Annotated in this window: 23 protein-coding genes; 12 read left to right on the forward strand and 11 right to left on the reverse strand. The window is 58.0% G+C overall.

All coding sequences use genetic code 11. The features are described 5' to 3' along the window. Together ACYQ6M_RS11035 and gor are read left to right on the forward strand one after the other, a co-directional pair. Positions 1-516 (forward strand): DUF2059 domain-containing protein, encoded by a 516-nt coding sequence (locus ACYQ6M_RS11035; RefSeq protein WP_031270696.1) that lies wholly within the window; start codon positions 1-3, stop codon positions 514-516. Between the two features lie 257 nt (positions 517-773). Further along, a complete protein-coding gene (gor, locus tag ACYQ6M_RS11040; RefSeq protein ID WP_168687119.1) occupies positions 774-2,150 on the forward strand; it encodes a glutathione-disulfide reductase in 1,377 nt (458 codons plus the stop codon). A gap of 58 nt (positions 2,151-2,208) precedes the next feature. On the opposite strand, the gene ACYQ6M_RS11045 is transcribed toward gor, so the two are convergent. The 3 genes from ACYQ6M_RS11045 to ACYQ6M_RS11055 all read right to left on the reverse strand — a co-directional run bounded on the left by ACYQ6M_RS11045 (position 2,209) and on the right by ACYQ6M_RS11055 (position 6,780). Continuing rightward, positions 2,209-3,756 carry a sensor domain-containing diguanylate cyclase gene (locus ACYQ6M_RS11045; RefSeq protein WP_460073791.1) on the reverse strand — a complete coding sequence of 516 codons (1,548 nt, stop codon included), beginning with the start codon at positions 3,754-3,756 and terminating at the stop codon, positions 2,209-2,211. 196 nt (positions 3,757-3,952) lie between these two features. Continuing rightward, positions 3,953-5,494 carry a diguanylate cyclase domain-containing protein gene (locus ACYQ6M_RS11050; RefSeq protein WP_460073792.1) on the reverse strand — a complete coding sequence of 514 codons (1,542 nt, stop codon included), beginning with the start codon at positions 5,492-5,494 and terminating at the stop codon, positions 3,953-3,955. A 92-nt stretch (positions 5,495-5,586) separates the two neighbouring features. Next, positions 5,587-6,780 (reverse strand): aminotransferase class V-fold PLP-dependent enzyme, encoded by a 1,194-nt coding sequence (locus tag ACYQ6M_RS11055; RefSeq protein ID WP_460073793.1) that lies wholly within the window; start codon positions 6,778-6,780, stop codon positions 5,587-5,589. Positions 6,781-6,833: 53 nt separating this feature from the next. Between ACYQ6M_RS11055 and ACYQ6M_RS11060 the strand changes: the two genes are divergently transcribed. Continuing rightward, positions 6,834-7,430 carry a gamma-glutamylcyclotransferase family protein gene (locus ACYQ6M_RS11060; protein WP_460073794.1) on the forward strand — a complete coding sequence of 199 codons (597 nt, stop codon included), beginning with the start codon at positions 6,834-6,836 and terminating at the stop codon, positions 7,428-7,430. Positions 7,431-7,444: 14 nt separating this feature from the next. Here ACYQ6M_RS11060 and ACYQ6M_RS11065 read toward each other — a convergent pair whose 3' ends face one another. Continuing rightward, positions 7,445-8,176: a VIT1/CCC1 transporter family protein gene (locus ACYQ6M_RS11065; RefSeq protein WP_460073795.1), complete on the reverse strand. Its 732-nt coding sequence runs from the start codon at positions 8,174-8,176 to the stop codon at positions 7,445-7,447. 278 nt (positions 8,177-8,454) lie between these two features. On the opposite strand from ACYQ6M_RS11065, the gene ACYQ6M_RS11070 reads away from it, so the two are divergent. The 5 genes from ACYQ6M_RS11070 to gltX all read left to right on the forward strand — a co-directional run bounded on the left by ACYQ6M_RS11070 (position 8,455) and on the right by gltX (position 15,157). After that, positions 8,455-9,837: a class II 3-deoxy-7-phosphoheptulonate synthase gene (locus ACYQ6M_RS11070; protein WP_023003903.1), complete on the forward strand. Its 1,383-nt coding sequence runs from the start codon at positions 8,455-8,457 to the stop codon at positions 9,835-9,837. A 164-nt stretch (positions 9,838-10,001) separates the two neighbouring features. Then, complete coding sequence (locus ACYQ6M_RS11075) at positions 10,002-10,535, forward strand: response regulator (protein WP_023003904.1); 534 nt, start codon at positions 10,002-10,004, stop codon at positions 10,533-10,535. A 144-nt stretch (positions 10,536-10,679) separates the two neighbouring features. Then, positions 10,680-12,347 (forward strand): NAD+ synthase, encoded by a 1,668-nt coding sequence (locus tag ACYQ6M_RS11080; protein WP_460073796.1) that lies wholly within the window; start codon positions 10,680-10,682, stop codon positions 12,345-12,347. Between the two features lie 178 nt (positions 12,348-12,525). Further along, positions 12,526-13,743: an MFS transporter gene (locus ACYQ6M_RS11085; RefSeq protein ID WP_460073797.1), complete on the forward strand. Its 1,218-nt coding sequence runs from the start codon at positions 12,526-12,528 to the stop codon at positions 13,741-13,743. 52 nt (positions 13,744-13,795) lie between these two features. Then, a complete protein-coding gene (gene gltX / locus ACYQ6M_RS11090) occupies positions 13,796-15,157 on the forward strand; it encodes a glutamate--tRNA ligase (RefSeq protein WP_460073798.1) in 1,362 nt (453 codons plus the stop codon). Here the strand turns inward: gltX and ACYQ6M_RS11095 are convergent. Next, positions 15,120-16,460: a DUF2865 domain-containing protein gene (locus ACYQ6M_RS11095; RefSeq protein ID WP_460073799.1), complete on the reverse strand. Its 1,341-nt coding sequence runs from the start codon at positions 16,458-16,460 to the stop codon at positions 15,120-15,122. The two genes, gltX and ACYQ6M_RS11095, sit on opposite strands and share 38 nt — an antisense overlap. Before the next feature lie 136 nt (positions 16,461-16,596). Beyond that, positions 16,597-17,097 (reverse strand): MarR family winged helix-turn-helix transcriptional regulator, encoded by a 501-nt coding sequence (locus ACYQ6M_RS11100; RefSeq protein WP_460073800.1) that lies wholly within the window; start codon positions 17,095-17,097, stop codon positions 16,597-16,599. Positions 17,098-17,467: 370 nt separating this feature from the next. On the opposite strand from ACYQ6M_RS11100, the gene ACYQ6M_RS11105 reads away from it, so the two are divergent. Together ACYQ6M_RS11105 and ACYQ6M_RS11110 are read left to right on the forward strand one after the other, a co-directional pair. Beyond that, positions 17,468-18,718 carry an MBL fold metallo-hydrolase gene (locus ACYQ6M_RS11105; RefSeq protein ID WP_460073801.1) on the forward strand — a complete coding sequence of 417 codons (1,251 nt, stop codon included), beginning with the start codon at positions 17,468-17,470 and terminating at the stop codon, positions 18,716-18,718. Between the two features lie 136 nt (positions 18,719-18,854). Next, positions 18,855-19,370, forward strand: coding sequence for a CreA family protein (locus tag ACYQ6M_RS11110; protein WP_460073802.1), 516 nt, complete (start codon positions 18,855-18,857; stop codon positions 19,368-19,370). Positions 19,371-19,397: 27 nt separating this feature from the next. On the opposite strand, the gene ACYQ6M_RS11115 is transcribed toward ACYQ6M_RS11110, so the two are convergent. Beyond that, the gene (locus tag ACYQ6M_RS11115; RefSeq protein ID WP_460073803.1) at positions 19,398-20,042 is read right to left on the reverse strand and encodes a glutathione S-transferase family protein; all 645 of its coding nucleotides are present in this window, start codon (positions 20,040-20,042) and stop codon (positions 19,398-19,400) included. 2 nt (positions 20,043-20,044) lie between these two features. Continuing rightward, positions 20,045-20,329: a DUF4242 domain-containing protein gene (locus ACYQ6M_RS11120; RefSeq protein ID WP_460073804.1), complete on the reverse strand. Its 285-nt coding sequence runs from the start codon at positions 20,327-20,329 to the stop codon at positions 20,045-20,047. A 71-nt stretch (positions 20,330-20,400) separates the two neighbouring features. Here ACYQ6M_RS11120 and ACYQ6M_RS11125 point away from each other — a divergent pair, with 71 nt between their 5' ends. Further along, a complete protein-coding gene (locus ACYQ6M_RS11125) occupies positions 20,401-21,426 on the forward strand; it encodes a LysR substrate-binding domain-containing protein (RefSeq protein WP_460073805.1) in 1,026 nt (341 codons plus the stop codon). 9 nt (positions 21,427-21,435) lie between these two features. Here ACYQ6M_RS11125 and ACYQ6M_RS11130 read toward each other — a convergent pair whose 3' ends face one another. From ACYQ6M_RS11130 to ACYQ6M_RS11140, 3 genes are all read right to left on the reverse strand, one after another. Continuing rightward, positions 21,436-21,777: an ArsR/SmtB family transcription factor gene (locus ACYQ6M_RS11130; protein WP_023003916.1), complete on the reverse strand. Its 342-nt coding sequence runs from the start codon at positions 21,775-21,777 to the stop codon at positions 21,436-21,438. A gap of 171 nt (positions 21,778-21,948) precedes the next feature. Further along, positions 21,949-22,137: a hypothetical protein gene (locus ACYQ6M_RS11135; protein WP_023003917.1), complete on the reverse strand. Its 189-nt coding sequence runs from the start codon at positions 22,135-22,137 to the stop codon at positions 21,949-21,951. 139 nt (positions 22,138-22,276) lie between these two features. Continuing rightward, positions 22,277-23,884, reverse strand: a complete 1,608-nt coding sequence (locus ACYQ6M_RS11140; RefSeq protein ID WP_460073806.1) for a L,D-transpeptidase family protein — start codon at positions 23,882-23,884, stop codon at positions 22,277-22,279. A gap of 439 nt (positions 23,885-24,323) precedes the next feature. Between ACYQ6M_RS11140 and cysS the strand changes: the two genes are divergently transcribed. Further along, entirely contained in the window at positions 24,324-25,739 is a 1,416-nt protein-coding gene (gene cysS / locus ACYQ6M_RS11145) for a cysteine--tRNA ligase (protein WP_460073807.1), read from the forward strand. Positions 25,740-25,885 lie beyond the last annotated feature (146 nt).

The following is a 25,885-nucleotide window of genomic DNA, read 5'->3' on the forward strand; positions in this document are numbered from 1 at the left end:
ATGAAGCTTATCAAATCTTTCCCGCGGGCAGCTGTATTGGGCGCAGCCATGATGGCCGCTGGTTTTGTCGCCTCGGGCGCAGCCGCACAGGATGCCGTTTCTGAAAGCCACCTTGCCGCAGCCAAGCAGGTTGCCGTTGTGACCAAGGTTCTGGAGCCGTTTGACGATATTCTTCCGATCCTTGCTGAACAGACCCGGACGGCTTTCATTCAGTCCGACCCGACCCGTGCGGAAGAAATCGCCGAAGTCGTTCAGAATGTCGCGCTGACGCTGGCGCCGAAGCGGACCGAGCTCAACAATCTGGTTTATAAGGCCTGGGCAGACGCCTTCACCGAAGAAGAGCTGAACCAGCTTGCTGAATTCTACAGCACCGAACTCGGCCAGAAGCTGACCGAAAAGATCCCGACCATCACGCAGTATTCCGTTGGTGCTGCCCGTGAATGGCAGGACAAGGTTTCCACCGAAATGGTGACCATGGTTCAGGAAGAACTGGCCAAGCTGAACGCAGCTCAGTAAGGGCAGGGCTCCCGCGTCGGCCATGCCGATGGCAGGGAACACGCCTTTCACACGAATAAGTGAGGCCGGGGTCATGTCCGGCTTTCGGGCCGCGCAAGCGGCCCAATTCTTTTGGAAATGGCCCGTTTTGGCTGTCCCTGATGGCCTGGCCCGACCGGGCATCCGGACTTGTACCGCAGCTTCGGTTGCCTATCTGCGGGGCTGGCAAGGCTCTGCCGGACGGCAGCCGGCGGACTTTTGATCACGATGAGGCACTGATGACCGACTACGATTACGATCTCTTTGTTATTGGCGGCGGCTCCGGCGGCGTACGCGCTGCCAGAATTGCCGCGACACACGGCGCCCGGGTCGGTATCGCCGAGGAGTACCGTTACGGCGGTACCTGCGTCATTCGCGGCTGTGTGCCCAAGAAGCTGTTTGTCTACGCCTCGAAGTTTTCCGAAGAGTTCGAAGATGCGGAAGGCTTTGGCTGGACGGTCGGCGAACGCGCCTTCTCGTGGGACAAGCTTGTTGCGGCAAAGGATCAGGAGATCACGCGCCTCGAAGGGATCTACCGGCGCAATCTCGAGCGGACCGACGTGGAAGTCCACGACAGCCGCGCGGTGATCGAAGATGCCCATACAGTCCGCCTGCTGTCCACCGGACAGACCTTGAGCGCGAAATATATTCTCGTGGCCGTCGGCGCGTCTCCGAACGTGGACGAAGGTCTGCCGGGTGGCGAGCATGTGATCACCTCGAACGAAGCCTTTCACCTTGCCGAACTGCCGAGCAAGATCGTGGTTGCCGGTGGTGGTTACATCGCGGTCGAGTTTGCCGGTATCTTCAACGGGCTGGGGGTCGATACGACGCTGATCTATCGCGGAGAGGAAATTCTGCGCGGCTTCGACGGTGAGCTTCGGACCGCGGTTCGCCAGGAAATGGAGAAGAAGGGCATCAAGGTGGTGCTCAACGACACGTTCTCCAGGATCGAGAAGGCGGCAGACGGCACTCTGACAGGCCACACCAAGGGTGGGCTTGCGTTGGAAGCAGGTCAGATCATGTTCGCCATCGGCCGCAACCCGCATACCCGTGACCTCGGTCTTGAGAAGGCCGGTGTCGAGATGGATGCGGCGGGTGCGATCAAGGTTGGAGCGGATTCCCGCACCAATGTGGCATCCATCTATGCCGTTGGCGACGTCACCAACCGGGCCAACCTGACGCCGGTTGCAATCCGGGAAGGCCATGCCTTTGCAGACACGGTCTTCGGCAACAAGCCCTGGACGGTCGACCACAGCCTGATTGCCACTGCCGTGTTCTCGCAGCCGGAAATGGGCACGGTCGGTCTCACACAGGAAGAAGCACTGCAGCGGACGCCCAATCTGGATATCTACAAGTCCAGCTTCCGTCCGATGAAGCACACCTTGTCGGGCCGAGATGAAAAGATGCTCATGAAAATGATCGTCGATGCAGACACGCAGAAAGTACTCGGTGTCCACATCATGGGACCGGACGCCGGCGAACTGGCTCAGATCCTCGGCATCACCTTGCAGATGGGCGCGACCAAGGCCGACTTCGACAGGACGATCGCCGTTCATCCGACCGCTGCTGAAGAACTCGTCACGATGCGTGAACCGACCGAGTGTCTGCGCGGGTAGTTCGGCGGCAATTCAGAAAGTCAGGAGCCGCTGCGGGGTAACTTGTCCCGCAGCGGTTTCATTCTGCAGGCCCTGACGCTGCCCGCCGCAGCGGCTCGTCTTCAGGGTCAGTCAACACGCCGTCTGGTCCGACTTCCAGATCGAGTGAATCGGAATAGAAGGAATACCGGCCCCGGCCGAGTTTCTTCGACTGGTATAGCGCGGCGTCCGAACGGGTGACGAGTTGTTCGGAAGTTGTTCCGTCCTCCGGGGCGATCGCGATGCCGACACTAAGGCCGATCTGCGCAATATCGCCACTTGAGATCGGTACGGGCAATTCGCCGGCAGCAACAAGGGCCCGGCAAAGTGTGTTCAAGGTTTCCCGCACAACACTGCCACGATAGATCACCATGAATTCGTCGCCGCCGATACGGCAAACCAGACCGGGTTTGCCGACGGCTTTGCTCAGGCGCTCCGCCATGGTCTTGATGACGATATCGCCCGCGGCATGTCCGAAGGTGTCGTTCACCGCCTTGAACTTGTCCAGATCGCAGTGAATGACCGCAAAGGGCTTGTCCGGCAGGGTTTTGACCGAGGATTCCAGGACACGGTTGAACTGCAGGCGGTTAGCGAGCCCCGTTAACGTATCGTGCAGAGCCAGGTACCTGTTCTGGTGTTCGCTCGCCTGAAGGGATGTGGTCAGCTGGCCGATCCGCCAGGCAATGCCGAAGGCGAGGGCGCCAAGGGCAACACTCAGAACCACGATGACAGGGACGATGGTTGGCCAGATGGATTCGCCGACGGTCTGGCTGTCCCAGCGAAAGGTTCCGAGCGGGTCGTCATTCTGATCCTTGACAAGATGGCGCGGCCCTTTGCCGGGCACGCCTGCATCTTCCTCAAAGCCGAAATTGGCGAAATTCAGCTGCGCGTTGAGCTGACCGAGCAAGTAGGCGTCAACATAATGGGCTGACAGCAGCACGGTGGGAGGCCCCTCGGGCAAAGTCTCTTCATAATCGTCCGGAATGATCGGCATCGCGCCGAATATGGCCGGTTTGCCGTCGATATGGACAAAACCCATGACGGCATATTCCCCGGGATCTGCTCCTTGCAGGGACTTGTGACCGAAACCGCCAGGCACCCGCACGCGGTTTTGCAGATACAGCGCCTTCAGTTTTTCATGAACAATTTCAAGCTCCGGCGTTTCGGAGACGGGACGCCGGATGATGTGAGTATAGTCTGCGAAGGATTCAGCCAGAACGTCCCCGTTTCCGGAGATCAGCATTACCTTGCTGTGGCGATAGGTTGACCACAGGGTGTCGAAGCTGCTTCGAACGTAGTCGGGATCGAAATTGCGCACCAGCTTGAGCACCGACTGGTCGGACGACGCGATGCCGATCTGCTCGCGAACGATGGTGCGAAGGTGATCTGCCAGCGTGCTCTGGAACAGACGTTCCTCGTTGGCGATGGCCTGCTGCCGGGAAGCTTGAGAGGCAACGAAACCGACGAACAGCAACGAAACGGACGTAACAGCAATCAGCAATCCGGCAAGCAGAAACGCCAGCCGGGAAATATGCTGCCGGGGAATTTTCGCGGCCTGGTCGCTATATCTACGCCTAAACTCGGTCAAGTTGAGATCCCGATTGGGTCTTTGTTTGTTATTCTGAATTCTTGCCACTAAAGAGTAAAGTGATTGTATCAACGAATACCTTAACAGGATGTGGGAGTATTAAAAAACTCAGGAGTTTTCGTGAGTTGCATCCTCAAAGGACTCTGCCTTTTATAGTATTAATGACAATGTAATTTGCCGCTTTCGGCAGTGCCCGCTAGCGTGACGCCGGAATTGCTTGCAGATCCATCTGCTTGCGGGCCTTGGCAGCCTCGAGACTGTGCGGGCCCGCAAATTCATAAGCATTGCGGCCCTTATCCTTCGCCCGGTAAAGCGCCATGTCGGCCATGCGGATCAGATCTTTCTCGCTCGTGCCGGACTCTGGCGCGCTGGCAATGCCGATGCTGACACCGATGTCGACCTGTTGACCTCCACCAATGTCTATCGGCTCGGCAATCGACCGGCGGATTTCCTCGGCCAGTGCTGCAAGCCTGTCCCTGTCTGTATGCTTGGTGAAGAGGACAATGAATTCGTCTCCTCCAATCCGGCTGACGACACCATCCTTGCCGACCAGCAGCCGCATTCTGTCGGCGACAGTACAGATGACCCGGTCGCCGGCTTCATGCCCATATGTGTCGTTCACCGGTTTGAAGCGGTCGAGATCACAGGCAAATATCGCAAATCCACGATCCGGCAGGCCATCCAGCGAGAAAGTGAGGCAGTCGGAAAAATGATGCCGGTTCGGCAGCCCTGTCAGAGCGTCGTGTCGCGCAAAGTGGCGGTTCTTCCGTTCGCTTTCTTCAAGCGATGCCGACAGACGGCTGATCTTCGTTGCAAGCGCGAAGGCGACGATTGCGATGATGGACGCCAACAGGACGATCAGCGGCAGGGCCATGATCCAGATTTCGCGACCCGGTTTGGAATGGTCCCATTTGAAATAGCCGAACGTGGACCCGTCTGCCGCCTGTACAAGGTAATTCGTTGGGTGTTTGCGTTCAGGTTCACCGGGGAAAAACCGGAAATCCCTGTAGCCGAGTTGTTCGTTCAGTCCGGTCAGCCACTCCTGATCTATGTAGACGGCATTGACCAGGATTGCCGGATAGTCGCCCACCAGCCGGACATGACCTTCATCGGGAAGAACCGGGATGGCGCTGAGGAATGCTCGGGATCCGTCGATCTGGGCAAAGGCGGATTGAGACGTTTCCAGCAAGGCGGACTGAGGCATGTACCATTCGGCAAAAACGGAGTTGGAACCGTCCTGCCGCTTCCTGAAAGCCGCAGCCGTTTGTTCGGCAAGCTTCCGAACAAGATTTTCGGCCGGCAATTGCCGATTTTCAATCAGGACATCGTCCCTGATTGCCTGCGCGATCAAGGTCCCGTCCGGCATCACGACGAAAGTCCGGTCGAGGTTGAAATCTTCCCAAAGGTCGCCGATCAGTTCGTCTTCGATGAACTCGCGGTCCAAAGGGGCCTGAAGGGCGTTGAAGGTATCGTCCCACTGAGCCATCGTCACCTGGTCTCGCGCGACCTGGCGGTGGATGTCCTTCAAGGTGTTGGTCAGGCGCATCTGCTCGGCTTCAAGAGCGCGCCTGTCAGCTTCGCCCCAGGCCATGTGGGCAATGAAGGTGAGGGAAGCGGTCGACAGGAAAATCACGAGCGCTGCAAGGCTGTAGATCCACACCGTGATCCGCCGGCCGGCTTCGGGAGCCTCCAGCCCTGGATGTGTTGCTTCAGATGTCTTTTTCTTCAAACGGAACAAGAAACCGCCATCCCCTCTTACCCGGATGCGACAGCTGTTTAGCCGAAGAACTTTAACACCGGGTGGGGGAGGCGCTTTTCTGGGGTGCTCACCTAGCGAAAACTACCGAGACACTTAACAAAGCGTTCAATTTCCTCTTCGCAATTGAACGCATGAACCGACGCCCGCACCACGGCATCAAGACCCCGAAGCGGCAAGTCGATCCGGGCTGAGCTGGCCTGGCTGACCGAAACGTTGATACCGGCTTGCCCGAGCCGTAGCTTGGTCTGTGCCGGGCTTTCACCGGCCAGCGAGAACGTGACGATGCCGCCCTTGCGCTGGCCCTTGTCGTGAAGGGTTACCTCGGGAAGTGCAGATAGCTCAGACCGGAGTTGAGCGCCAAGCCCGCAGATCCTGTTGCCGATCCGCTCCATGCCGAAGCCGATGGCATAGCTGACTGCAACACCCAGGCCGATCTGCCCCGCGACATAGCGTTCCCAGGTTTCGAAACGGCGTGCGTGGGGAACAAGTTCATAACGATCCTCGTCGATCCACTCCGTTGCCTGAAGATCGACAAACGGCGGTTCTACCTGGTCAAGCACGGCGTCGCTGACGTAGAGAAATCCGGTGCCGCGCGGACCGCGCAGATATTTGCGCCCGGTGCCGGACAAGATATGGCAACCGATTTCGTTGACATTCAGCGGGATCTGCCCTGCGGACTGACACGCGTCGAGAAGATAAAGGACACCGGTTTCCTGCGCGATCTCTCCAACCTCTTCGGCAGGATTGATCAGTCCGGAAAAGGTTGGAACGTGCGTAAGGGCGATGAGCCGCGTTTTCGGACCAATCGCGGCTTTCAGGGCCTTCAGGTCGATTTGCCCGAATTCATCGTCCTCGACAATATCGATCTCGATCCCCTTGCGGCGTTTCATCTGCAGCAGGGCAACGTAGTTGGAGACGTATTCGGCACGGCCGGTGACAACCCGGTCTCCTTCGCGGAAGTCGATGCCGTAAAAAGCCATGTCCCAGGCCCGGGTGGCATTTTCGATGTAGGCGATTTCCTGCGGTTTGCTGCCGATCAAAGCTGCCAGAGACGTATAAAAGGTGTCCATTGCGGTCTTGGCGGCCGCAGCGGCTTCATATCCGCCGAGGGTCGCTTCAAGATCGAGATGCTGCTTAACTGCTTCAAGAACAGGAGTTGGGGCCAGCCCCGTTCCCGCATTGTTAAAGTGAATGAGCTGACGTACACCCGGAGTATCGTCCCTCATGAGGTCGATATCCTGCTGGGTAAGAGACGGAACGATCATGACACCCTCGGAAACAATCTAAGAAAAACATACAAGCACTAGACAAGCACCAGATGACGATCACATATTTTGGTTATGGTTCCCTAGTCAATATTGACACTATTCCCGCCGGCGTTGAAGTGACGCCCGGAACCCTTCACGGTTGGGTGCGGGAATGGAAAGTGTGCGGCGAGAGCCCGGACGGCCAGGGGCGCTGCGCCCTGACTGTACGGGAAAAGGAAGGATCACGCATCATGGGGGTGATGGCGCGTGAACCCAAGACCCGCCTTGCCGAGCTGGAACTGCGCGAGAAACGATACCTGAAGGTCGAAGCTGTCGGCGGCGCATTTCGTTGCGACGCGTCCATGCGGCCGGGGCCCGACGAACTGTTTCTTTTTAGGGCTGCGCCCGAACATTGTCGCTGGGGTACGGACAAACATCCGATCCTGCAAAGTTACCTGGATTGCGTTCTCGCCGGGTTCTACCGTTTCTGGGGCGAAGCAGGGATCGACCATTTTCTGGAAACGACTGACGGCTGGCATGTGCCAGTACTGCCTGACCGTGCAAATCCGCTCTATCCGCGCAAGATTGTGCTCGATCCGGAAGTGGCGAAGCTGATCGACAGCAAGTTGAAAGACCTCGGGGTCAACTTTCTTTCCCCGGCCACTTAGGCATTATCGTACCGTCAGCCGAGCAGCGTTTGCAGGCCGTATCCGACCGCAAAGGCGATGCCCGCGGCCAGGGTGCCGATTGCGCTTGTTTCCAGCCCGCAGGAAAACCAATGCCGCTGCGACCAGCGCGCCCTCAGGGAGCCGATGGTAAAAAAGGCGAATATCGTGAGGATTGTCGCGGTTTCTGCACTGGCTGGCACCGGAATGACGAACGGCAGCAGTGGGATCGAGCCGAACAGAACGAAGGCGGCGAAGGTGTAAAGCGCTGCCCTCATTGGCGATCGCGCCGTGTTCGACAGACCGTATTCGGCCTGCATCATGGTTTCGATCCAGATGGATTTGTTGGAGGAGACCAACTCGACCAGGGTTTCCAGGTCTGGTCCGTCATAGCCCTTGGCGCGGAAAATCTGCCGGATTTCCTCCCGTTCGCCATCTGGCGCCACGGCGATGTGCTTTTCCTCGACCGCCTTCAGGCGCGCGTAATCCTCGATTTCGGATTTGGAACCGGTGTAGTTGGCTGCCGCCATGGAAAACCCGTCGGCAAACAGGTTGGCAGCTCCCAGGATGAGGATAATCGTTGGAGAGAGATCCGCGCCGACAGACCCTGCAACGATGGCAAAGGTGGTGACGGCGCCGTCTATGCCGCCATATACCCAGTCTCTCAGGTAGCTTGCGTCCGGTCCTGAAGCGAGCCGGTTCGCGATGTCATCGGGCCTGTGGCTATGCTCCAGACGAGGTGTCGGCATGGGGTCATCCTGTGTGATTTCACACACGATGCATCTCCGGATCACCACCCGCAATGATCCGCCTCAAAGGCAAGGATTTCGTGTCCAGGCAGAAGTGGCGAAAATGATCCTTGAAACAGGGTATATTTTGGGGGATTGCCCTGTGGCCTTGGCGGCCCATGAAGTGTATAAGGCCGCACGTTTGCCTTCAATTGGCAGGCCCAAACGAACGAAAATGTCGCGGACCGCGTGATCTAGGGTGTGAAACGAACCTGCGGGTCCAGTGAGGAGTAGGAAGTATGGCGGAGAAGTGGAGCCCGGACAGCTGGAGATCGAAGCCGATCTTGCAGGTTCCGGAATACCCGGATCAAGAGGCTTTGGCGGATGTTGAACAGCGCCTGTCGACTTATCCGCCGCTGGTTTTTGCAGGTGAGGCACGTGCGCTGAAGAGCCAGTTGGCAAATGTCGCGCAGGGCAACGGTTTTCTGCTCCAGGGCGGTGACTGCGCCGAAAGCTTTGCCGAGCATCATCCCGACCACATCCGTGATTTCTTCCGCGTCTTCCTGCAAATGGCTGTCGTGCTGACTTATGCCGCCAGCCAGCCGGTTGTGAAAGTCGGCCGGATCGCCGGTCAGTTCGCCAAGCCGCGTTCTTCCAATTTCGAGAAGAAGGGTGACGTCGAGCTGCCGAGCTACCGCGGCGACATCATCAACGACATCAATTTCACCCCGGAAAGCCGTATCCCGGATCCGGGCCGCATGGCCATGGCTTACCGTCAGTCGGCAGCCACGCTGAACCTTTTGCGTGCTTTCGCGCAGGGTGGTTTCGCAAACCTCGACCAGGTTCATCGCTGGATGCTCGGCTTCATTTCCGATAGCCCTCAGGGCCATCGCTACAAGGAACTGGCCGACCGCATTTCGGAGTCGCTGAACTTCATGAAGGCTTGTGGCATCAACGCCGATAGCGTTCCGCAGCTTCGGTCGACCGATTTCTTCACCAGCCATGAAGCTCTGCTGCTTGGCTATGAAGAAGCCCTGACGCGCGTCGATTCCACCTCGGGTGACTGGTATGCGACTTCCGGCCACATGATCTGGATCGGCGACCGGACGCGTCAGCCGGACCATGCCCATGTGGAATTCTTCCGCGGTATCAAGAACCCGATCGGCCTCAAGTGTGGCCCGTCCATGTCACCGGATGGCCTGCTGGAGCTGATCGACATCCTGAACCCGGAAAACGAACCGGGCCGCTTGACGCTGATCGCCCGCTTCGGCGCCGACAAGGTGTTCGACCACCTGCCGCAGCTCGTTCGCGCTGTCGAGCGGGAAGGCAAGACGGTTGTCTGGTCCTGCGATCCGATGCATGGCAACACCATTTCCGCTGGCGGTTACAAGACCCGTCCGTTCGACCGGATCCTGAAAGAAGTGGAAGCCTTCTTTGCGGTTCATCGGGCGGAAGGCACGCATGCCGGTGGTGTTCACATCGAAATGACCGGCCGGAACGTGACCGAGTGCACGGGCGGGGCGCGCGCCCTGACCGAGGACCAGCTCGGCGACCGGTACCACACCCATTGCGATCCGCGCCTCAATGCGGATCAGGCGTTGGAACTTGCATTCCTGATCGCGGAAAACCTGAAGAAGGAACGCGACGGCCGGCAGGTCGAGCCGCTTGCGGCAAGCGCATAAAGAGGATTGCCTCTTCCGTACGTTATCTGAAAGGGCGGCATTTGCCGCCCTTTTGCGTTTTTTCCGGAATTTTCCGGATGAACGTGCCCTGAGGTAAGCCTCGCTTAACGCTCGACGCGCATACCTTCTTTTTAGGGAAACGGGTGTAGTGGGGAGTTTGAGTTGTGCGCGATAAGTGGGATCTGACGAAGGTTTCCTGCCTGATTGCGGAAGACAATCCCCATATGCGCTCGATCCTCCGCTCCGTGCTGGCGGGCTTCGGCATCCGTTCGGCCTATGAAGCCAGTGATGGTGCGGAAGCCCTGGAAATGGTCGTCGACCGCAAGCCGGACATTGTGCTTTGCGACTGGGTGATGAGCCCCTTTGGCGGCAATGAGTTTCTTCGCATCCTTCGTGCCGACAGGGACCTTGTGGTCAGCACCACGCCGGTTCTGATCGTGACTGCCCATGCCAAGCGCGCGACAATCCTGGAAGGCATCGAGATCGGTATTCACGGGTTCGTCGCCAAACCGATCGCTCCTGCCATCTTGTATCGTCACATCGGGGAAATCCTTGAACGGCAGGAGATGCATGGGCGCTCGAAAGGTCTTCTCGGCCCCGGGCATCAGCAGCCGCTGCGCAAACTGAATGTCACGGACATCTCGTCCACGGCAGCATCGGAACCTTCAGCCGATCAAGCCGGGCTCGCCTTGCTCTGACGATGCCTTCGGGCATGGCCCATCACGACCGGGCTTTTGACAGGTGCCGGCAAATCTACTTCTGGACGTATGCAAATTCAGATTGGACGTTCGCCGATCTAGCGGCTACACCAGAAAGCAATGTCACTTCCTGGTAATTTTCCGATGATTTCAGACCGTTTCAGACTGGCTGTCGCGCAGCTAAACCCGACTGTTGGCGATGTGGCCGGCAACGCAGAGCTCGTTCGCAAGGCCCGTCAGGAAGCCGCCTCTCAAGGGGCCGACCTTGTCTTGACCTCCGAACTGATGCTCGCCGGGTATTTGCCGGAAGACCTTGTTCTGAAACCGGCTTTCGTCAGGCGCTGCATGGAGGCGGCCGAAATCCTCGCCAGTGAGACCGCAGATGGCGGTCCGGGCATCGTGCTGGGGTCTCCCTGGCGTAGCGAGGAAGGTAAAGTCTATAACGCCGCCCTGCTGCTGGACCAGGGTGAGATCAAGGCCGTTCGCTACAAGTACGACCTGCCCAACTATAGCGTCTTTGACGAGAAGCGGGTTTTTGCTGCCGGCCCCTTGCCCGGACCTGTCGACTTCCGCGGTGTGCGCATCGGCTTGCCGATCTGCGAGGATATCTGGAACGACGAGGTTTGCGAGTGTCTGGAGGAAACCGGCGCGGAGCTGCTGCTGGTTCCCAATGGCTCTCCCTACTGGGAACACCGGGCGGAGCACCGTCTGCAGGTGGTTGTTTCGCGTGTGGTCCAGACCGGATTGCCGCTGATCTACTGCAACCAGCTTGGCGGGCAGGACGAGCTTGTTTTCGATGGCGGATCTTTCGCGCTTCATGCCGATCGCTCGCTGGCATTTCAGATGCCTCAGTTTGAAGCTGCTCTTGGTATCAGTGACTGGAAGCGCGAGGGCGAGACCTGGGTTTGCGAGAACGGCACTTTTGCAAGGCTTCCGGAACTCGATGAGGCGAATTGGCGGGCCTGCGTCATGGGCCTTGGAGACTACGTCACCAAGAATGGATTTCCGGGAGTCGTACTGGGTCTTTCCGGTGGTATCGACTCGGCCATTTGTGCGGCAATGGCGGTAGATGCGCTTGGTGCCGACAAGGTCCATGCGATCATGTTGCCCTATCGCTATACCTCGGAGGAAAGCATCACCGATGCGGCCGCCTGCGCCAACGCGCTGGGTATCCGCTATGACACTGTGCCGATTTCCGAACCGGTCGAAGGCTTCAGGTCGGCGCTGAGCGATCTGTTTGCCGGCACGAACGAAGACACGACCGAAGAAAACCTTCAATCGCGTGCGCGGGGTGTCATCCTGATGGCAGTTTCCAACAAGTTCGGGCGCATGGTCATGACCACCGGCAACAAGTCGGAAATGTCGGTCGGCTACGCCACGCTTTATGGCGACATGAACGGTGGCTACAATCCGATCAAGGATCTCTACAAGACGCAGGTCTATCACTTGGCCGCATGGCGCAATGCCAACCTGCCGGAAGGGCTGCTTGGTCCGGCTGGAGAGGTTATTCCGTCCAATATCATCACCAAGGTGCCGACTGCCGAACTGCGTGAAAACCAGACCGACCAGGATTCCCTGCCACCTTACGATGTTCTCGACGACATCCTGGAATGTCTGGTGGAAGACGAGATGTCGGTGGGCGACATTGAAAAACGCGGTCACGACCGGGCACTGATCCACCGGATCGAACATCTTCTTTATATTGCCGAATACAAACGCCGGCAGGCGCCTCCGGGGGTGAAGATCACCGAGCGCAACTTCGGCAAGGACCGGCGATATCCCATCACCAACAGGTTCCGCGATCGCTCTTGAGGGGCAGGGCATTCATAAGTGCTTGCCTGGCTGATGTTTCGCAGAATCTGATCGTTTGAATTTGAACGGGCGTGGCAGAAAGCTACCGCCTCATCCTTCGAGACGGCGTTACGCGCTTTCGCAGGATGGGTTGTTTTGTGGATCGTCAGTTGTTTGTTGAAAGTGGGCTTTTGCCTCGATGACCTATTTCTCCTTCCTGCGTGAAAATGCCCGCTGGCTTGCCGCCAGTTACCTTCTCGCGGTCTTTTCCGGCTTCGGGCAGACGTTTTTCATCTCGCTCTCGGCGGGGGACCTCAGGGCGGAGTTCGGTCTAAGTCACGGTGACATTGGCCTGCTTTACATGGTGGCGACCCTCGGCAGTGCCCTGACCCTGCCTTATGTCGGTCGCAGCCTGGATCACTTCCCGGTACAGAAGATCGCAGCGGTGGTGATGACAGGTCTCGCCCTGTTCTGCCTGGCGATGGCCAACACGTTTTCCGTATGGATGGTCGGACTTGCCTTTTATGGCCTCCGGCTGTGCGGGCAGGGCATGATGACCCACACTTCGGTGACCGCTGCCGGACGATGGTTCACCGCGCAGCGGGGCCGGGCGGTGTCGATCGCCGTTCTCGGTTTTCCGACGGCAGAAGCCCTGTTTCCGCTTTGCTTCGTCGTCCTGGCCAATGCCTTCGGATGGCGCGGTGCCTGGACGGTATCGGCCGTCGTGCTGGCTGTTGTCGCGCTGCCGGTCTTGTTGACGCTCCTGGCAAAGGACCGCATCCCATCCGCGCTCGAAACGGCCTCGGCCAAACCGGAAGGCCGCCAGTGGACACGAGGAGAAGCGCTGCGCGATGTCCGCTTCTGGCTGGTCAACTGCGGTGTCAACGCGCCGGCCTTTATCGGAACGGCAATCTTCTTCCACCAGGTCTATCTGGTGGAACTGAGAGGGTGGACGCTGGAACTGTTTGCAAGCGCCTTTCTGCTGATGGCATCCGGCGTGGTCTGTGCTTCCCTGGTGATAGGTCCGTTGATTGACCGGTTTTCCGCGCGTCAGTTGCTGCCTTTCACCCTTGTTCCCCTGACACTGGCCTGTTTCGTGCTGGCCAATTTCCATGCGCCAGCAGCTGCTTTCGTTTTCATGCTGCTTGTCGGCATCTCGAACGGTTTCAACAGCACGCTGGTGGGCGCGCTTTGGCCGGAGGTTTACGGCACGCGGCACATGGGGGCCATTCGCGCTGTCGCGTTTTCGGTGATGGTGTTTGCTTCCGCGGCCGGTCCGGGTCTCGTCGGCTGGCTGATCGACAAAGGTGTCTCGTTCGACCTGCAGGTCATGGCAATGGGGGGCTACTGCCTCGTTTTCTGCGGTGTGCTCGGGTTCGTGTCGCGCACCTACCGGTCTTCCGAACATTCTTCGTAAGGTCCGGTAGTTTGGGGTTGCCGTCCGGTTCAACCCCGGCTAACTCATCGCCATGACCGTCACTGTTCGCTTCGCGCCGTCGCCGACCGGCCATATCCACATCGGCAACATCCGTCCTGCGCTCTACAACTGGCTTTTTGCCAAGAAGATGGGGGGCAGGTTCATCCTGCGTTTCGATGACACGGACCTCGTCCGCTCGAAGCAGGAATATGCCGATTCCATCGAGACTGACCTTCACTGGCTCGGGATCGAACCGGACCTGAAGGAGCGGCAGTCGGACCGGATCGCCAACTACGATGCAGCGGCGCAGAAGCTGAAAGATGCGGGCCTGCTTTACCCGTGTTACGAAACGCCGGATGAACTGGAACGCCGCCGGTCGCGCCAGCGAGCGCTCGGCAGACCTCCGGTTTACGACCGTGCAGGCCTGAAGCAGACCGCCGAAGAGCGGGCGGCTTTCGAAGCCGAAGGCCGCAAGCCGCATTGGCGCTTTGTCCTGCCGAACCACGACGGCAACCCGTTTGAAACAAGACGTACGGATGTCGCCTGGTCGGATCTGTGCCGCGGCGACCAGACGATCGATCTGGCCTCCATGTCCGATCCGGTTCTGATCCGTGCGGACGGTTCGTATCTCTACACCTTCACCTCAATTGTCGATGACATCGACATGGATGTAACCCACATCATCCGCGGCGAAGATCACGTCTCCAACACAGGCGTCCAGATTGCCATCTTCGAGGCGATGGGGGCAAAACCGCCGGTATTCGGTCATCACAACCTCCTGACGACGATCGATGGCGAAGGCCTTTCGAAGCGCAAGGGGGCATTGTCCATAGGTTCGCTGCGCGAGGCCGGGCTTGAGCCAATGGCGGTCGCTTCCCTGGCTGTTTTGACCGGGACCAGTCAGGCGGTCGAGCCGGTTGCATCCATGGATGCCCTGATCGAGAAATTCGACCTGGCCAGTGTTTCGCGGTCCTCCGCAAAGTTCGATCCGGAAGAGCTGAAATCCCTCAACGCGCGGCTCGTGCATGATCTGCCCTTTGAGGCGGTGGAGAGCCGTCTTGCAGCGATGGGCATCAGTGGGGGGGCTGATTTTTGGGATACCGTGCGTGGCAACTGCGAAACAGTTGACGACGCGCGTGCCTATTGGCTGGTCGTCACGGGTCCGGTGGAAAGCCGCATCGAGGACGAAGACCAGGAATTCGTTTCAGGTGCAAAGGCCTTGCTGCCCGAGGGCGACATCACCCTGGAGACCTGGGGAGAGTGGACGTCTGCTCTGAAGGCTGAAACCGGCCGTAAAGGTCGTGGTCTGTTCATGCCATTGCGCAGGGTGCTGACCGGGATGGATCACGGTCCGGACATGAAGGCCTTGCTGCCGCTTATTGGGCGACAAAATATTCTGGACCGACTACCCTGACAGGGGCCTTTCGGTCCGGCGCTGCGCTAAAACCGTCGTCTTCTGCCTTGAACACAGGCGAAAAAGCCGCCAGTTCCTCGTCATCCGTTTCCTTGGGGGAATGGATCGACAGGACCGGGAAACCGTCCTTGAAACCGGAACTTGAAGCAACCTTGTCCTCGTCGCGCTCAAGTCGTGTCGCGGCGAGATCAAGCCGCGCCGACACGTCGAAGCCCTTTTCCATGTTCATGAGCGTGTCGGGATCTTCAAAGCGCGGAAGCTGCGTTCTGGTCAGCGGGGTTCTGGTCAGCGGAGAGGGAAGGTCTTCTTCGTGTTCGTAGGTTCCACCACGGCTTGGCTGAAGTGTCCGCCTGGGAAGGCCGGCACTGATGTCGGTGAAGAATACCCTGTTTCCCGAACCGGTGCTGAGATCCGTCCACGCCGATTGTGCCTTCGATTGCCGGGTTGCCCGGCAACTGCAGCCTTCAACGAATTCGCTCTTGTAGCGATAGGCGAAGGGCTGTTCGGAGTAGAGGTTGCCGGCCAGAGACATCATCTGGGCCTGGTCGCCACCCGGGTTGCGATAGACGTATAGCTCGGTTTCCGCAGCCGGACAGATTTCTGAACATCTTGCTTCGTCGTTGGCAAACTGGCTCTTGCCCGTCGAAAAACTTACCGGGAAGAAATAGCCGTCGCAGGTTCTGACACATACGGTCCGGAATGCGCCACCGGAAGGCAGGGAATATCGTTTGGTTTCGCTGCGAGCTTGCCGGCGCACCGAAGCGATTTCCCGGTCGCCCGTCGTTACGGAGGCAAGTTCGACGCGCGGCTGCGGGTTGAAGATGCGGGCCAGGAGAGACTTCGGCTTGTCCTCACCGCTGGCATTTTGTTGTCGTGCTTCGCGGGTCGAGGCATCGCATTTCTGTTTTGCCAGCGAGGCCCGGACCTGCCTTGCACGTTTTGCAGTCTTCGACGATCCGCCACCGGACTTCGCAAGCTGACGTTCAATTGCAGAAAGGTTGGCCTTCATGCGCTTGATCTTGTCATTTAGACCACTGCATTTGGGGGATGCGTTTGATGCGCAGCCGAAGTAGTTTGCATCCCGTTCTGCGGCATTGATGGCCTTTTGCTGCTGGGATTTGGCGGTGGTCCATTTCTGGGCTGCGGGAGACTGTGCCGTCGAACGCGATTCCAGCCGCTGCAGTTCGGCCTTCAAGCTGGAGCAGGTGGCCGCGCTCACAGTATGTGCGCACAGCAGAAGCCCGGCACCAAACGCGACAGCGCGTGCCATTACCTTGGACCCGGCAGACCAGCTACGTCTCATCACCCATCCCCTACAGCGTTTTTGCCACGCCGTATCGGCCTTAAACCGACCCCGGCACTATCGCTGCCGGACCTATCAATAGCAATGAAAGCTCTCACGTTAGGTTAATGGCGGAGCGGCAGGACCACGCAGGATTTCAGTCGCTTTCCCCGGATCGGGTGGCCTCGTGCAGACGGTCGAAAATCTCGTCCAGGACCGACTTCTGTTCCTCTGTCAGGGCGTCTTCCAGGCTCTTGCTGTAGGCGAGGGCTTGAGGGACAATTTCTTCGTACATGGCATTGCCGTGGTCAGAGAGGCACAGGGTCTGTTCCCGCTGATCGTCCCTGTTCTTGTCGCGCACAAGCAGGTCGCGCTTTTCCAGGGCGGCGACAGCCCGACTGACCTTGGTCTTGTGCATGGAGGTTGCTTGGCTGATATCTCGTGCAGTCATGGCCTTGTATTCGCCAAGAGTGGCAAGCACCCGCCATTCGGGAATCCCGATACCGTAGGTGTCGGCATAGATTCTGGAAAAGGACCTGCTGACGGTCTCGGCCAGATGGTTGAGCCTGTAAGGCAGGAATGCGCTCAGCTTCAGGACAGGTTTGGAAGGTACCTTGCCTGGGGAAACAGTGGATTTGGACCCTTGCTGATCGGACATGGATAAGTCGACGCCTTGGAGATTCGTTAAGCCTGATTGAGTAGGCAGATGAACAATGCCGTTATCCGGCCATTTTCTGTGACTAGCAAGTATATCCGGTTGAATAACCCCGGAAAGACACCCCGGGCAGCTACGAAAAAGTAGCAGGATTGAAAGCAAGTATGGCGAAGAGCTTTGTCAGGTGCAGTCAAAATACGGCGAAAGAGCTGACCTATCTGTTGATAAAGAGAGAATAGTTAAGGAATTGGCGCGTGAAAAATTGCGAATCAGACACCGAAACTGAGACGCTTCAGTCAACAGGAAAAAGCGCGGCAAAGTTCGCGCAGGCCGAAACAGGCAGTCAGACATCTGGCAGGAAAGCGAGACCGTTATGGTAGAGATGACAAACAGGTCCGAAGCCGTTCCGGGTGAAAACGAACGGTTCGAAGAGCTTGGACGCGGCTGTTATGCCTATAGCGCGGATGGGTGTTCCAACACCGGCGTGGTCATCGGCGAAAAAGGTGTTCTGATTGTCGATGCCCAGGCAACGCCGGCCCTTGCGGAAAAGGTTCTGCAGAAGGTTCGTGAGCTCACGGACAAGCCGATCAAACAGGTTGTTCTGTCGCACTTCCATTCAGACAACACACTTGGTGCCCTGGCATTCGAGCCGGGCGAGGTCATTGCTTCCGATCTGACCAGGCGGATGATGGAAACCCGCGGCGTCGAGGAAATCCGCGTGGCCCGGGAGCGGGACGCTGCACTGTTCGCCGGACTACCCGGCAATACCGGTGTAAGCATGCCGTCCATGACCATTGCATCTTCAATGACCATCGACCTTGGCGGGCTGGACGTCCGGCTGATGCATCTGGGCCGCGCCCATACGATGGGCGATCTGGTCGTATGGGTTCCGCAAAGTGGCGTGATCTTCGCGGGAGATCTGGTTCAGAAAGCCGCTGTTCCTTATTGCGGAGATGCCCATCTGGCCGACTGGCCGCGCGCGCTCGACCGCATCACGGCGTTTCGTCCGACTGCGCTGATGCCGGGACGCGGGAAATCCGCCATCGGTGCGCAAGCCGTGGCAACGGCTGTTGAAACAACCCGTGATTTTGTCGTGACCTTGCGGGACGCGGCAGCTGCATGCGTCGAGCAGAGCCTTGGCCTGAAGGATACTTTCCAGGCTGTTCGTGACGCGCTTGCTGCCCGTTTCGGCTCGAAGGCCGACTTTGAATTTCATCTGCCCATAAGCGTTGCCCGGGCCTACGACGAAGCTCTTGGCCTCGACCAGCCCCAGATATGGACACGGGAACGGATCGCCGATCTTTACGATGCCCTGGACGGAACAGCCGGCCTGAATGAGGGGGCACCGGAGCAGGTTGCGGCGGAAATGGCTGTCGCCGATACGCCCGCGTCGGAAGTCTCGGAAGAGGCTTCGGCAACGGGCGGAGAAGCACAAGCATCTGATCTGGTCTCGGACAGCGATTTTGCTGCCTCGCTTGCACTCGGTTCTGAAGAGGAGCAGCCGGAAGACAGCGAAGAGATGGAGCTATCGGCCGAGGACATCGTCGAGGACGAAAAGCCGTCGGATACACCGGCTCCTGAAGAAAAGGCGGCCGCAGACAAGGTTCTTGAAGACGCTCGCTAACATCGCGTCGAAAACCCGGTAAGATGAAGTTATGAGGCGCGCGCCTGATGGGCGCGCGCTTTGTTTTTCGTCTGACGCTTGATCGCGCTTTCGTGATCCCCACATGTTGGGCGGTTGAAAATCTGGAGGATTTCTAATGCGTTTTCTGGTCGCTGCCGCTCTTGGCGCATCTTTGCTGCTGCAAGGCGTGGGCGCTGCTCTTGCGGCGGATGAGCCTGATCTGATCTTCAAGAAATCAACCGTCTGGAAGTTCCTGACGCCCGACCACAAGTTGGCGACCTACGCCATAGACGACCCGATTGTCGACGGTGTCTCCTGCCACTTCACCGTTCCGGAGAAAGGCGGCGTTTCCGGTTGGCTCGGCGTTGCGGAAGAAGTCTCTGACGTATCGTTGGCGTGCCGTCAGGTTGGCCCGGTCACGATCAAGGAGAACTTCGAACAGGGCGAGGAAATGTTCCGCCAGCGCCGCTCGTTCATGTTCAAGAAAATGCGGATCGTCCGTGGCTGCGATGCCAAGCGAAACGTTCTTGTCTATCTGGTCTATTCCGACAAGCTGATTGAAGGCAGCCCTAAAAACTCGACCTCAACCGTGCCCTTAATGCCCTGGGGAGAGCAGCAGCCTCCGAAATGCGGTGATTTCGTCCAGGACTGAGGCCAACTGGTATTTGTTGTTCGGGCGTCAGGCGGCCAACGGAGCAGTGTGCATTTCCAGCACCTTTCTGTAGGCCGGTCTTTCCCGAACAGCCCTGCAAAGCTCACCGACGTGTGGATTGGCCTCAAACAAGGCCTGACGGTCCGCAGACCATTCGCTCAGCATCGCCAGATAGATGTCCAGTGCGGTGAAGCCACGTGGCAGGAAATAGGGGCTGCCGGCAATAGCACCGTCCATGACAGCGAAAAACTCCGCTAGATGGCTTTCCGCACGCCGCCGGACACTCTCGTTGGCCTCGGCGTTGGTGGTGAATTTTTCGGGGTGCCAGGCACGCGAAAAAATCGGGTAACCGTTCGCGTCCATGGATGTCAGCCAGAACAGAAATTCCGGCCTGTCGGGATCGTCCGGTGCGGGGACAAGGTCGGAGCCGGCATGCGCTTCGCCGAGAACAAGCATTATTGCGGAGCTTTCGCCAATGACCTTGCCATCCGGCAACCGGAGCGCAGGAATGCGCATCACGGGGTTTAATGACCTATACGCTTCCTGCCTATGATCGCCTGCTGTCATGTCAACATGAACAAGACAATGACTGACATCCAGCTCTTCAAGCATGACTTGTGGTGCGATGGCGCCGGATAAACGTTCCCAGAAGAGGGTGTAGGGAGCGAGCATGTTCACGCCCCTTTACTGTTTTCAGTGGTCGGATCGATTTCGCATGCCACTTCGGTGATGTTGTTGGCTGGAAAACCGCTGCGACGGGCGTGTTCAAGGATCGTGGTTTCGTCCTTTGCCAGATAAATGCAGAAGGTCTTGTCCCCGGCAACGTAGGAATGTTGCCACTGTATGAACGGTGCCAATTCAGCCAGCGCTTCATTGGATTTCCGTGTGGCTGCTGCGAGATCCTGGGTACTCATGTTGCCGGCACCCGGAATATCTCGTTCGATGACGTACTTCTTCATCCTGGTAGTCCTTCCGTGGAAGATGGGGCGAAACTTTTTCTTCCCTCGTGACAAGGTCAGTCGGTTTGCAGATGACAGGATCGCTCCGATTTTCCGGAAGGTCAGCTCATTTTGTCTCGCTACGTGAAAAGAAAATCTTTAGTAATAGGCGTATGAAAGTATCGCATCTGAACGCATTACGAGCTTTCGAGGCCGTGCTGAGGACAGGAACGTTCCGGGCTGCGGCGGAAGAACTTGGCGTCACAACAGCAGCGGTCGGCCAGCAGATCAGGGGACTTGAGGCCTATCTGGGCAGAACCTTGTTTTTGCGCAGTTCATCGGGGGCCAAGCCGACGGATGAAGCACTACGCGTCAAGGATCGACTGACAGGCGGCTTGTCCATTCTCGATGACGTCTTGATGGAATTGAGGCGCGTGCGCACAGCCAACCAGGTTTCTGTAACGCTCCCTGAATCCTTCGCTGAAAATTGGTTTACGCCGCGTATTTCGGATTTCTATCGTCTCAATCCTGCGGTTGATCTCAGGCTCAACGCATCAAACAAGCGGATCGATCTTGCTGCCGACGGCTTCGATTTCGCAATTCGCTACAGTCCGCCACCCGAGTCGGGACTGGATGCGATCGATCTCTTCGGTGACTATGTTGTTCCGGTTTGCACGCCGCAGTTCGCGTACCATTATGGTGTTTCGCAAGAGCTGAAAAGCCTGGCTGATGTGCCTCTTGTGCATCTGGACAACAGGACACCTGATCCCAAATGGGCAAGCTGGCAGGACTGGTCGCTAGCCTTCAGCGTCACTACGGGCAAAAAGGTTTCAGGAGTACGCTTCTCGAGGATCAGTTCGGGAATGCAAGCAGCCCTGTCCGGCCAGGGCCTTGTGCTTTGCGGCGTCACGGAAGCGTTTGACGCCTTGGTTGGCGGGCACTTGATAATGCCCTTTGGTCCCGCAAAACATGTTCAGACAGGCTATCGTTACCGGCTCTTGTCGATAAGTGGCCGTGTAATGCGGCCGCAGCAAAGGCGGTTCTGCGACTGGGCTATCGAGCGGGCGGCCGCGTTCCGGGAAAATGTCAGAGATTTGCTGGAGCTGAAAGAAGCCTGACCTTGCAGGTCAGTCCGCGTCCAGTGCTTCCAGCTGCATTGGGCCGGGCAGTTCGGCATCCGCGCAGAAGTTCTTGTAAAGCACGGACATGATGTCCCTAACCGGTTCGCTGGCGAGCCGGTAATATATGGTCGTGCCTTCGCGGCGGGTCGTGACGAGACCCTGCGCGCGCAGAAGGGCGAGCTGCTGTGAGACGGTCGGCATGCGCATGCCGGTTTTTTCTGCCAGTTCGCCAACGCTGCGTTCGTTGTCGAGGACAAGACACATCAACAGCAATCGCGGCGCGGATGCCATCATCTTCAAGAATTCCGCCGCGGATTCTGCTTTATCTTCAAGTGCTTTGTAGTCCATGGGACAACCTTGCCAAACATCGGAGTAAACTGCAAGCAAAGAGGCTGGAATGTCCTGTGTGCGACCAATCTCAGACAAGATTCCCACTCTTTTCAAGTGGAAACAACTTTGAAGGTACACGCGCTTTCAGGTGAACGTTCACCGGTTCTCGCAATGCCTGCGAGCGCGCTTTTATATCCGACTGGCCACCGTGACAATGATATTCCCGTTGCCGCAGCCGGTGCCGGTGGTCAGGCACATGCCCTTTTGCTGGGCTTCCTGGCCAAACGCCTTGGTGCCGTCGGTGATTGCGATGATGGCTGCAAACGGGCCACCCAGGATGAGGGCCAGGAAGAAGATGACGAAGAGGCGGTTCAGCATGGGTAACTCCAGATGGCAATCCGTTTCGATTGACTGGAGATTAGTGGGGCCGGCTTGAACCCATGCTGAGTGCCGCATTCAGCTACCGTTCAGATATCTAAACGGAAGTAAAGTTCAATTAGAACAGTATGTTATGCCTCTAGAGGTTCTCTGTCATCGCTCTGCGAAGCGCTTCCAGCAGCACCTTGTCGCGGTCGTAGATGTCTTTTCTGAAATGTGTTGATCCGTCCTTGTTCATCCACGCGGTCAGGTAGGTGAGGTGCACGTCGATTTCGACCTTGGTTTTGACGACCGTACGCTCGCCGCTGTCGCGAATGGCTTCCCATTTACCCGGAGTGGCGTCGGAATCGACCAGAAGAACATCCGCCAGGGCAAAAGGATCCGATACACGAATGCAGCCGTGGCTGAAGGCGCGCTCCGCTCTGGTGAACAGGGATTTCGACGGGGTGTCGTGAATGTAGATGTTGAACTGGTTGGGGAACATGAACTTGATGCGACCAAGCGCATTGTCCTCACCCGGGTCCTGGCGCAGCCGGAACGGGAAATTGCCACCGGAATAGCTGTTCCAGGCAACCTGTGTCGGCGCGACCTCGTTGCCTTCCTGGAAGATCCGGATGCTCTTGTTGCTGAGCGCCGTGGGGTTCTGCTTGAGTTTCGGCAAATACTCCTTCGTCGCGATGGAGTAGGGCACGTTCCAGTACGGGTTGATTTCCACATATTCCAGCCGGTCGGAAAACACCGGCGTTGCGTGGTAGGGCTTGCCTACAACGACCCGCGCCGTGTGAATGGTCTTTCCTTCCCGCACCACCTTCAGGTTCTGGTCAGCCAGATTGACGAAGACGTAGAACTGTCCCGGATCATCCGGCATCCAGCGCCGCCGCTCCATGTTGAGCTCCATCTGGATGAGCTTTTCCTGGATCGGAATGTTGAGCTGGGCAATTGTCGCCTTGCCGATGACACCGTCGGTTTCAAGGCCGTGGTACTCCTGGAACAGCTTGACGGCTTCCACCAGGGCGCCGTCATAGACATCACCGGTGTGATCTCCGGCAACGACAATGTCTTCTTCCATGAGCCGGGTTCGCAAAACCTCCAGGCGCGGATCGCTCATGCCTGGTTTCAGAATGTCACCATCCGGAACCTGGGTAAAGCCGCCGGCAGCAGCCTTCTCCCGGTATTGGGCAAGGCGCCGCTTCAGGCGGGCATAATTGTCGGTCTGGGGTGCCAGGCTTTCCAGAAAGGCCCCGAAGTCCACAGCCTGTTTGGCATTTTCAAAAAGCACTTTCGGATCAGGCCGATCCGGAAACACGTTCAGCGCCTTGTTGACCTTGTTGGGTTGAACGCGGCCGGAGGAGAGGTGGGTCGCATAGCGCAGGAACTGCACGGACAGGTCCAGATCGAACTGGGCCCATTCCTGCTCGCTCTGGGAAGTTTCCGAACGCTTTATGAAGCCGAGGGGATCGTAATTGTTGGGGTTGAGCGCATGGTCGTTCGCCGCCGCCATGGCGGCAATGGTCAGATGAGCGTCTTCCGTGAGGCCATTCTCGTTGAACCAGACCGGTGCGAAAGCGCGTTCGCCATAATAGAGTGCAAGACCTTCGGGCAGGTTCGTAGAAACTTGCGCCTGAATGGCCCTGGCGATCGGCGTCTGCGGTTCCTCGAAAACAGGGGGCGGAACGACCTGGGTCTCGCTGGTCGCCGGTGCCGCGGTTTGTGCCTGGACATATGGTGCCGAAAGTGGTCCGGACAAAAACGCTGCCAGCGTGAAAAGAAGACCAAGATGTCTGTTACGGCACGTGCAAAATATTCCCATCGGAAATACCCCCTCTGATTCCCAACGGGGAAAGTCTAGTGCATCTTGCGCATAATTGAACTGCGTTAAGCTTCCTTGCCATTGCAAAGCCGATCCCATTTGTTGCCGCAGCAGGAAAAGCGCGCGATCCGTTATCGCTCGTGGGAGTGACGCGTTGCGGCCACAAGGCACGGAATTTGGCGTTTCAGCGGCAACTGCAGCCTTGACCGGGTTCTGTTTTCCGGTCCATAAAGCGCTCCATGATGACGGCCACACGGAACATCATTTCGATCACCATTATTTGCAGCTAGCGACACCGCTGGCTGTGGCCGTTCCCTCTTGGCAAAATTTCCTTTGAGACGGACCGCCCGGCCAGCCGGCCAGGAGACCGTTTGACATGAGCGCCGCTGAGACAGAGAAATCCGGCACTTTGAAGGGCTTGAAGCTCACCAACACATTGACGCGCCAGAAGGAGGACTTCCGGGCGATCGATGACGGGAATGTGCGTCTCTACGTCTGCGGACCGACCGTCTATGACTTTGCCCACATCGGTAACGCGCGACCGGTCATCGTCTTCGATGTGCTCTTCCGGCTTCTGCGCCATCTTTATGGTGCCGACCACGTCACCTATGCGCGCAACATCACTGACGTTGACGACAAGATCAACGCACGCGCACTTCGTGACTTTCCCGATCTGCCGCTCAATGAAGCCATTGCCCGGGTGACGCAGAAGACTGCGGACCAGTTCCACAAGGACATCAGGTCTCTGGGTGTGCTGGAGCCGAGCATCGAGCCTCGGGCGACACAGCATATTGTCGGAATGGTCGAGATGATCGCGGCGCTGATCGAAAAGGGACACGCCTATCAGGCGGGCGGTGAAGTTCTGTTCGACACCCAGTCCATGCCCGACTACGGCGGCCTGTCAAAGAGGAAGCTGGACGAGCAGCTGGCCGGGGCTCGCATTGCGGTTGATGCTCACAAGAAGAACCCCGGAGATTTCGTGCTCTGGAAACTTTCTTCTGAAGAAGAGCCCGGCTGGGACAGCCCGTGGGGCAGGGGGCGTCCGGGCTGGCACATCGAGTGCTCTGTCATGAGTGCGCACCATCTGGGTGAAGTGTTCGACATACACGGCGGCGGACTGGACCTTATCTTCCCGCACCACGAAAACGAAATCGCCCAGTCCCGCTGCGCTCATGGCACCAAGGTCATGGCCAACTACTGGATGCACAACGGCTTCCTGCAGGTGGAAGGCCGGAAGATGTCCAAGTCCGAGGGCAACTTCTTCACCATTCAGGAGCTCCTGGAAACGGACAGTTTCGGCGGTCGCATGTGGCCGGGCGAAGTGCTGCGCCTTGCCATGTTGATGACCAACTATCGAGAGCCGATCGATTTCTCCAAACGCAAGCTTGAAGAAGCTGAAAACCTTCTCGCCCGTTGGCCGGATCCGGTCGAAACGGATGCAGCCCCTGCTGCCGAGGTGCTTGATGCCCTTTTGGACGACCTGAACACCGCAGGCGCCATTCAGGCGCTCCACGCGCTCGCCGTCGAGGCTTCCAAGGACCCTGCCAAGCTGGATGTTTACTCGGCATCTACCGCGCTCCTCGGCGTTCATCCGGTCAAGGCGGATTTGTCTGGCGTTGATGAGGCCAGCATTCAGGCAGCCATCGAAAAACGCCTGGAGGCCCTCAATGCCAAGAACTGGGCGGAAGCTGACGCGATCCGCAATGAACTGACGTCTCAGGGAATTCTTCTAAAGGATTCAAAAGACTCAGAAACCGGTGCCCGCGTTACTACCTGGGAAGTCAAGCGGTGAGACGGAGCCGGGCGGAAAGACGGGATACCCTCCTCTGTCTGCTAGCGCGGACATCTTCCTCGCAAAAGGAGAGTAAGGCGCAAGTTACCGGGCTTTTTTCCGCGGCTCGGCGCGGCGGTGCTGAAGCAGCTTTCTCCGATCACACG

This window comes from Roseibium sp. ROS1, assembly GCF_054658215.1.

Bases quoted from the DNA above. Each gene is read 5' to 3' on its own strand.
- ACYQ6M_RS11100 (WP_460073800.1), bottom strand. From the start codon at position 17,097: ATGTCCGATCAGCAAGGGTCCAAATCCACTGTTTCCCCAGGCAAGGTA.
- ACYQ6M_RS11060 (WP_460073794.1), top strand. From the start codon at position 6,834: ATGACGATCACATATTTTGGTTATGGTTCCCTAGTCAATATTGACACT.
- ACYQ6M_RS11115 (WP_460073803.1), bottom strand. From the start codon at position 20,042: ATGCTCGCTCCCTACACCCTCTTCTGGGAACGTTTATCCGGCGCCATC.
- ACYQ6M_RS11055 (WP_460073793.1), bottom strand. From the start codon at position 6,780: ATGATCGTTCCGTCTCTTACCCAGCAGGATATCGACCTCATGAGGGAC.
- gor (WP_168687119.1), top strand. From the start codon at position 774: ATGACCGACTACGATTACGATCTCTTTGTTATTGGCGGCGGCTCCGGC.
- ACYQ6M_RS11105 (WP_460073801.1), top strand. From the start codon at position 17,468: ATGGTAGAGATGACAAACAGGTCCGAAGCCGTTCCGGGTGAAAACGAA.
- ACYQ6M_RS11125 (WP_460073805.1), top strand. From the start codon at position 20,401: ATGACAGGATCGCTCCGATTTTCCGGAAGGTCAGCTCATTTTGTCTCG.
- gltX (WP_460073798.1), top strand. From the start codon at position 13,796: ATGACCGTCACTGTTCGCTTCGCGCCGTCGCCGACCGGCCATATCCAC.
- ACYQ6M_RS11070 (WP_023003903.1), top strand. From the start codon at position 8,455: ATGGCGGAGAAGTGGAGCCCGGACAGCTGGAGATCGAAGCCGATCTTG.
- ACYQ6M_RS11085 (WP_460073797.1), top strand. From the start codon at position 12,526: ATGACCTATTTCTCCTTCCTGCGTGAAAATGCCCGCTGGCTTGCCGCC.
- ACYQ6M_RS11130 (WP_023003916.1), bottom strand. From the start codon at position 21,777: ATGGACTACAAAGCACTTGAAGATAAAGCAGAATCCGCGGCGGAATTC.
- ACYQ6M_RS11095 (WP_460073799.1), bottom strand. From the start codon at position 16,460: ATGAGACGTAGCTGGTCTGCCGGGTCCAAGGTAATGGCACGCGCTGTC.
- ACYQ6M_RS11035 (WP_031270696.1), top strand. From the start codon at position 1: ATGAAGCTTATCAAATCTTTCCCGCGGGCAGCTGTATTGGGCGCAGCC.
- ACYQ6M_RS11120 (WP_460073804.1), bottom strand. From the start codon at position 20,329: ATGAAGAAGTACGTCATCGAACGAGATATTCCGGGTGCCGGCAACATG.
- ACYQ6M_RS11110 (WP_460073802.1), top strand. From the start codon at position 18,855: ATGCGTTTTCTGGTCGCTGCCGCTCTTGGCGCATCTTTGCTGCTGCAA.
- cysS (WP_460073807.1), top strand. From the start codon at position 24,324: ATGAGCGCCGCTGAGACAGAGAAATCCGGCACTTTGAAGGGCTTGAAG.
- ACYQ6M_RS11135 (WP_023003917.1), bottom strand. From the start codon at position 22,137: ATGCTGAACCGCCTCTTCGTCATCTTCTTCCTGGCCCTCATCCTGGGT.
- ACYQ6M_RS11080 (WP_460073796.1), top strand. From the start codon at position 10,680: ATGATTTCAGACCGTTTCAGACTGGCTGTCGCGCAGCTAAACCCGACT.
- ACYQ6M_RS11065 (WP_460073795.1), bottom strand. From the start codon at position 8,176: ATGCCGACACCTCGTCTGGAGCATAGCCACAGGCCCGATGACATCGCG.